Origin of the sequence: Okeania sp. SIO3I5 (genome assembly GCF_010672085.1) — a bacterium.
GTDB lineage: Bacteria > Cyanobacteriota > Cyanobacteriia > Cyanobacteriales > Microcoleaceae > Trichodesmium.
The window spans coordinates 7,657-15,929 of sequence record NZ_JAAHHT010000146.1 but is presented as its reverse complement, the minus strand read 5'-3'; the positions used below and the strand labels follow the sequence as shown (position 1 = coordinate 15,929).

The window sequence follows — 8,273 nt, the reverse complement described above, 5'->3', positions numbered from 1 at the left end:
AAATTGCTCAATTTTCGAGATGGTAATCTCAAGTGGGAGTGGGGAAAACTCGAAGTTGAATTTCTGGTAGTTGAAAATTTGACTATTGGAGAAAGGGAGAAAAATTAAAGGTTGTTTGATCATGGTTGTTGCTGGAAGTAATCAAAATTTCATCTTGCTGTTATTCGAGAAATTTGTCTTTCTCCATTTCTGGTTTCCCAGTTAAATTTCGTCTGGGAGTCTTGCTCTAATTTTTGATTGCCAGGTAGAAAGAAATTGCTCAATTTTCGAGTTTGAAAATTGGGTAAGTCGAGAAAATCAAAGAGTCGTTTCATCATAGTTGTTGCCCGAAGTAATCAAAGTTTCATCTCACTGTGATTCCAGAAGTTTTTCTCCTAACCCCCACTCCCCTACCTCAACTTTCCCAATTAAATTTCATACCTAAATACTCCTCTAATTTTTGATTATGAGGTTGAAAGAAATTGCTCAATTTTTGGTGCAGCGATCTGTTGATAGATGGATAGGAACCTAAATTTAATTTTTTGTAGTCGGGAATTTTATAGTTTGGCAAACCGAGAAAATCAAAGACTCGTTTCATCATAGTTTTTGGAGTTCGATAAAATTCTGCTGTTGATAAAATCAGAAATTGTTCTTTCGGAAATATACTCATCCAATTGTGGATAAAATCTATGTATATACCAGTGCCTAAATAATACAATCCATGATGCCAATAATTGGTATCTAAGGGAGAATTTTTATAAATCATTTGCCAATTTTCTAATTCCTCATTTAATGCAGTTTCTAAAGAACGATTTTCTCTATTTATTCTTAACCAATGATAGTAGTGAGAAATAGCTCTATCCACAGGATTTCTCAACATAATGATTAACTTAATTTTGGGGGAGTAACTAAATATTTTGTCTGGAGCTTCCCAATTTCCTAAATAACTAGGACTTGCTTCTCCAGTGATGAAATTTTGATGGTTAGGAAGAGCAGGAAAATGAGAGAGATACCAATTTATGCCTTTGTCAAAATTCATCGACCAAAAATTTATTTCTTTTGCCACGGGAGGCAAAATTTGAGGATGTTGTGTCAGGTAACTAAATAAAGATGTAGTTCCTCCTTTCCCCACTCCAATAATCAGAAAATTAGGATTTTTAACTTCTGTCAAATTCCACTTTTTTTGGAAAAGAGAGGGGTGAAATTTTATGGTTTGTTGGTAACAAGCAGTTTGATAACAGATAATTGCTTCATTTATTTGATTCTGTTTTGTCAGAATTTCTCCAAGATTTAGATAAGACAAAAATGAATCTGGATTTTGTTGAATAAATTGCCGATATAAATTGACTGCTACATCTAATTTATTGCAGCGCTCTAAAGTATTCCATAAATTATAATTTGACCAAGATAATTCAGGGTTAATTTCTATAGCACGCAGATAAGCAACGGCAGCTTCATTCCACTTTTGTTGGTGAATAAAAGCATCTCCTAAAAATTGATGAATTTCCGAAATATTGGGTTGAATAGAAATAGCTTTTTGATAAGAGGCGATCGCTTCATCTAACCTTCGTTGTTTTACTAGAGAATTTCCTAAGTAATTCCATAACCAAAAATTACTAGGATTTTTGGCAATTTCTTGGCGGTAAATAGTCTCTGCTTTTTCCCATTTATCTTGTTTAAGAAATACATTCCACAAACATATTTGAGGTCTATCTACTTCTGGGTTAAGTTCGATTGCTTTTAAGTAACTAACAATAGCTGCTTCTAATTTTCCTGTAGTTTCCAGAACATCTCCTAATGAATTGTAAGACCAATAATAATTAGGATTAATTTCTATGGCACGACGATATGCTGCTATAGCTTCTTGCCAATTTTCTAGTTTTACTAAAGCATCTCCTAATAAGTTATGAGACCAATAAGAATTAGGATTAATTGCTATTGCTTGATGATATTTGGCAATAGCTTCTGTTACTCTTTCTTGTTTGAGTAATACTTCTCCTAAATTATGGTGAGCAAAGTAAATTTTTGGCTTAATTTCTATAGCTTTTTGCAGAACAATTTCAGCTTCGTCTAATTTACCTAATCTAATTAAAGCTTCCCCGAATTTATTGTGAGACCAATAAGAATTAGGATTAATTTCTATTGCTTTCTGGTAGAAAGTTACTGCTTCATGTAAATTATCTTGGTGAGTCAGTGCTTCTCCTAATTTTTCATAAGACAAATAAAATTCAGGATTCAGTTTAATTGCCTGTCTCAATGCTGTGGCAGCTAAATCCCATTTTGATAGTTCTATAAAAGTCTCTCCAAGTTTTTGATATGACCAAGAAAAATTAGGGTTAAGTTCTATGGCGCGTTGATAGGAACTCACAGCTTTTTCCCACTGTTGAAGTTTCATTAATGCCTCCCCTAATTTGTGATGAAACCAGGAAAAATTAGGATTTAGTTTAATAGCATTTTCGTAAATAGTAATAGCTTGTGAAAAATTTTCTTCTTGGAGGTAGATATCTCCCAATTTTTCGTAAATTTCCCAATGTTCAGGTTGCAGTTCTATGACTTTTTTATAACAAGCGATCGCTAGTTCTATTTGGCCTTGGGACAAATAATTTTCTGCCTGTTTTTGGTTTTGCAGTAAAAGGGTTTGTAAGTTTGTGTTTGAAGACATAAAAGTTAAAAATTAAGCATTAAACTATTAGATTAACATTCAAATTTTGATAGAATTAAGGAATTGAATGCTTAAAAATTTGACTCTCAAAAGTGGAAAGTTGAAAGTAACCTTTGAGTAAAAGTTTACCTCTACCTTTCCAGAAATTTCAGAGTGAAAAGTGGAAATTTGAAAGTAATCTTTGAGGAAAAGTTTATCTCTACCTTTCCAGAAATTTCAGAGTGAAAAGTGGAAATTTGAAAGTAATCTTTGAGGAAAAGTTTATCTCTACCTTTCCAGAAATATGAGAGTAAAAAGTGGAAAGTGGAAAGTCACCTCTGAGCAAAAATTCACCTTTCCCTTTCCCAAAATTTAAGAGTAAAAAGTGGAAAGTGGAAAGTCACCTCTGAGCAAAAATTCACCTTTCCTTTTCCCAAAATTTAAGAGTAAAAAGTAGAAAGTTTAAAGCCACCTTTGAGCAAAAGTTTATCTCTGCCTTTCCAGAAATATGAGAGTAAAAAGTGGAAAGTGGAAAGTCACCTCTGAGCAAAAATTCACCTTTCCCTTTCCCAAAATTTAAGAGTAAAAAGTAGAAAGTTTAAAGCCACCTTTGAGCAAAAAGTTACCTCTACCTTTCCAGAAATTTAAGAGTGAAAAGTGGAAAGTCTAAAGTCACCTTTGAGGAAAAGTTTATCTCTACCTTTCCAGAAATTTAAGAGTGAAAAGTGGAAAGTTGAAAGTAACCTTTGAGTAAAAGTTTACCTCTACCTTTCCAGAAATTTCAGAGTAAAAAGTGGAAAGTCTAAAGTAATCTTTGAGGAAAAGTTTATCTCTGCCTTTCCAGAAATTTCAGAGTAAAAAGTGGAAAGTCTAAAGTAATCTTTGAGGAAAAGTTTATCCCTGCCGTTCCAGAAAATTAAGAGTAAAAAGTGGAAAGTCTAAAGTAATCTTTGAGGAAAAGTTTATCCCTGCCGTTCCAGAAATTTGAGAGTGAAAAGTTAAGCGACTCATTCTTTCTAAAAGTTTTCTACCTCCTGGATTTAACTATATAATAAATCTCATATTCTAAAGCTCAGAAATAATTATTCATTACTAATTGCTGTTAACGAAGTTCCTCCGCAGGAGCCTAGCTTGCTGCTAATAGCTGAATGCTTAAAAAAAGTGCCAGCTTTTTAATCTCTAGAGCTGCAAAAAAATAGCATTTTAAACAGACAAGATTTTATCTCTCTACACTTCCCAGACTTCCAAAACTCACCTACTTTCCTACTCCCTCTTTTCCCAATTAAACTTCATACCTAAAAATGCTTCAAGTCTTTGATTATAAGGTTGAAAATAATTACTTAAAGCTGAAGAAATTGATTGAGGAACAGTAGGATAAGAACCAGAATTTAACTTTTTATAATTTTGGAGTTGATATTTTGGTAAACCCAAAAATTTAAAAACCTTTTGCATAGTAATTCCTGGGTCTTGATAAAAATCTTCACTTCTCAAAATCAGGAATTGTTCTCTGGGAAAAATATCCATCCATTTTTTGATAAATTCTACATAAACTCCATAACTAATATAATAAGATATATGGTTCCAGTAAGCTTCTTGAAGGGCAGATTCTGGAATTTTTTGCAGTCTTTCTAATTGTGAAAATATTGCTTCTGATAAAGATTTATTTTCCATTTTCGATCTAACCTCGTGATAATAGTGAGAAATTGCCCTATCTACTGGATTTCGCAAAATTATAATTAGCTTAATTTGAGGAAAAATACTAAACAGTCGTGCTGGAGTCTGCCTACTATTAATATAAGTAGGAGTTGCTTCCCCAGTTAAAAATTTTGTTCCTTTGGGAATGGGAGGAAAGTGAGCTAAATACCAATTTATTCCTTTGTCAAAATGTCTAGACCAAAAATATATTTCTTTCTTAATAGCAGGTAAAACTTGAGGATGTTGAGAAAGATAATTGTATAGAGAAGTAGTTCCACTTTTCCCAGTACCAATAATCATAAAGTTTGGATTTGCCACTTGTTTCTGATGCCAATATCTAGTCACAAAATTAGGATGAGATTTAATAGTTTGCTCATAACAAGCAGTACGATAAGAGGCGATCGCTGCATCAATTTTACCTTGCTCGCTGAGAATTTCTCCTAAGTTTAAGTGGCATAAAACAGAGTGAGGTTTCTTTTGAATGATTTGATGGTAAAGTTTGACTACTTCATCGAGCATATCGGACTGTTTCAAGTAATTCCAGAAACGATTATAAGACCAGTTTATTTCGGGGTTTAACTTGATAGCTTTCACGAAAACTGAGCTAGCTTTTTCCCATTCTTCTTGTCGAGTCAAAGCTATTCCTAAATCATAATAATATTTAGAAGATTTGGGATTTTGTTTGATAGTCTGATGGCATCTTTCTACTTCTAGTTCTAATTCTAATTTTTTCTCTAAAGTTTGCTGAAGTTGGGTTTTAATTTCTTGGTCTTTTACTTTCAGTTGTAGAGCAATATTATAAATAATTACTGCTCCTTTATATTGCTCTTTGTTGCTCAGGTAGTTGCCTAAATATAGATATAATTCTGAATTTTGAGGTAAATTAAGCGCTAATTTAGAATTAATTATCTCTGTCTGATTATTTTTAACAGCAGAGCAATAATAGTTAATTTTTGTTTCTAAGTTACCTGGAGATACTTTTGCTAATGCTTCTCCTAATTGTTTATATATCCATGGCATATTTTGTTCAAGATTTAGACCATTTAAAAAAGTGAATATTGCTTGATTCCACCTTTTTAGCTTCATTAATATTTCTCCCAAACTGTTATAAGACCAAGGTACATCTGGTTTGAATTTTATAGCTTGTATATAACTATCAATTGCTGCCTCAAATTTTCCTTGCTTTTGCAAAATATCTGCTAATTTATGATAATTTTCTCTTTGCCTTGGTTGAAGTTGAATTAAAGTTTCATAACAAGCGCTCGCTTCGCTATAAATATTAAATTGTCTGTTTTTTTCTACTTCAGCTAACCTAACTAATGCTGTTGCTAATTGCTCGTAATATAAAGAGGAATTAGGATGAATTTTTGTAGCTTGACTGTACGCTCCTACTGCTTCTGAATATCTTTCAAGTTTTACTAAAGCATTACCTAAATTGTAGTAATTCACATCTATATTAGGGTCTATTTCTATAGCTTGACGATAGACTGTTACTGCTTCTGAATATTCTGATAATTGCATTAAAGCATCCCCTAAATTTTTGTAAGGCAAATACAAATTAGGCTTTAATTCAATGGCACGACGAAAAGCTTTGACAGCTTCATCCCATTGTTCTAGTTTCAATAAAGCTGTTCCTAATTTGTGATAAGACCAAGGAAAAGTTGGATTTAACTCAATAAATTTTCTGTAGGCAATAATAGCTTCATCCCATTTTTTTAATTGCAGTAATGCTTCTCCTAATTTGTGGTAAGACCAAGGAAAATCTGGATTTAACTCAATAAATTTCTTATAGGCAATAATAGCTTCATCCCATTTTTCAAGTGCCAATAAAGCTGTTCCTAATTTGTGGTAAGACCAAGGAAAATTTGGATTTAATTCCGTTGCTTTTCTATATGTAACAACCGCTTCATTCCATTTTTCTAATTGCAGCAATGCTTCTCCTAATTTATGGTAAATTTCTGCTTTATTTTTGTTTAAATGAAGTGCCTGACTATAACTTGTAATTGCGAGAGGCCATTGTTTTTGTTGGGAATGTAAATTACCTAAATTAGTATAAGCTTCTACTAGGTTGGGATTTATTAAAATCGCTTGTTGATAATTCTCTTTTGCTAAGTCTAATTTACCCATTACTTGTAGAACTTTTCCGAGGGTATTGTAAGCAGGAGCAAAGTCTGATTGTATCTCAATTATTTTGTCACAGATAATTTCTGCTTCATGTAATTTTTCTTGAGCAAAGCAAGATTCAGCTTCTTGATGTAAATCTAATACAAATCTTTGATAATTCATGTTTATATACTGATTAAACTCCTGCTAGTTCCAGGATTTTTAGTAGTCGCTCCAAATTAACAAAAATATCTGGTCCCCAAGGATATTCTACTGAGCTATTATCCTCATAATCTTCACATATTAAGTGGTAGTGTGACAAGCCACATATATTACTGAGTTGCCAGAATATAGAGTTAATAAATTTAGGAGAAAAAATTTCAATTATCTTAGTTCTTGGATTACAAAAGACTAGGTTTGTCAATCCTGCACCATGAGGAGAAATTATTACTTTAGCACCTGCCATAAGTGACGCTTGTTCCGCTACTGAAATTGATTCTAGAGTAACAGTAATAAAACCCAATTTTGCCAATAAATTAACTACCTCTTCTTCATTAACAATTCTCCGGTATGGTGTCAGCTTCCTGCTAACGTATATACGTTCTTGTTTGCTAGCTAATTTCTCAATATTTTCGGGTTTTAAAAATAAACTTCTTAAAAAATTACAGCCCCATTGTGTCACCCTAAGACTACCTTGCCTACCCATTAATGAAGGAACTATTAATTTCCGAGCTTTGATATTAGGAAATAAGCGAGCTTCTATGACTTTTTCTGGAGATATTTGCAAAGCTTCTATGCTCTCTTTCTGAAACTTTTTACTACAGTTAGTAAAAACAAACTTATCTATAGTAGACATCAGATTACTTCTTCGTAATAAGTCTAGTCTGACAAATACATCAAACATCCAGTGGAAGTAATTATTTATTCCCAAATTTACTGGTAAAAAAGCCACAGTTCCATTAATTTCGTAAACTGGGGGTAATTTAGAAGAAGATATTATTATTTCAGCACAACCCGTTGAAATGTCTGTGACGAGTTTATTATCTGAAGTAATAACTCCAGTTGTTCCTAAATCAACACATCCTTTTCCTTCTGATACTACTGCGAGAAAAGCTTCTGCTAACTTTGCTTTTTTCTTTTGAAAATTTGGATAAATTTGTGACTCAATTGTTTGAGAGGGTAAGAGATTTATGTAACTATACTCCGAGACTTGTATTCTAGTAATATTAGTTTTTGAAGAGTTTGAAGTAACTTGCCAATTACCTGTTAAATTAAAAAACTTTTCGAGCCAATCTTTGGGTAATTTTTTCTGATATTTCCAAATGCGAACTTGATTGTGACGACCCTGTTTTTTTAAGACGTATGCTATATTTTTGTGAACATTTTCCATGTCTGGCTTTATTCTCAAGGCTTGAATTAAACAAGGTATTGCTTCTGATAAATTCTCCTGTTGAACATAAGTATTTGCTAATGCTGCATAATGCCAACAAGATTTAGGATTAATTTCTATGGCTGTTTGATAACTAGAAATTGCATCATCTAATAATCCTTTTTTTTGGAAAACATCTGCTAATCTTCTGTGGAATAAATGGTTATCTGATTCTAATTTTATAGCACGACGGTAAGCAGTAATTGCCTCATCCCACCTTTCCAATTTTCTCAGTGCTTCTCCGAAATTATAAAATGACCAAGATAGGTTTTGATTAATCTCGATGGTTTTTTGATAACTAGAAATCGCTTCATCTAACTTTCCTGTTTGTAGTGCAATATCTGCTAATTTTCTATGAAATAAATGGTTATTTGGTTCTAATTCTATGGCACGACGATAAACAATAATTGCTTCATCCCATTCTTG

General features: G+C 32.6%; 4 protein-coding genes. All 4 read right to left on the bottom strand.

The features are described from left to right. Positions 1–149 precede the first annotated feature (149 nt). A complete protein-coding gene (locus F6K40_RS26260) occupies positions 150–317 on the bottom strand; it encodes a hypothetical protein (protein ID WP_293140048.1) in 168 nt (55 codons plus the stop codon). Positions 318–394: 77 nt separating this feature from the next. Next, positions 395–2,641 (bottom strand): tetratricopeptide repeat-containing sulfotransferase family protein, encoded by a 2,247-nt coding sequence (locus F6K40_RS26255; protein ID WP_293140047.1) that lies wholly within the window; start codon positions 2,639–2,641, stop codon positions 395–397. Positions 2,642–3,883: 1,242 nt separating this feature from the next. Next, the gene (locus tag F6K40_RS26250; protein WP_293140046.1) at positions 3,884–6,601 is read right to left on the bottom strand and encodes a tetratricopeptide repeat-containing sulfotransferase family protein; all 2,718 of its coding nucleotides are present in this window, start codon (positions 6,599–6,601) and stop codon (positions 3,884–3,886) included. 13 nt (positions 6,602–6,614) lie between these two features. Further along, on the bottom strand, positions 6,615–8,273 hold a 1,659-nt coding region (locus F6K40_RS26245; RefSeq protein WP_293140045.1), incomplete at its 5' end, for a tetratricopeptide repeat protein.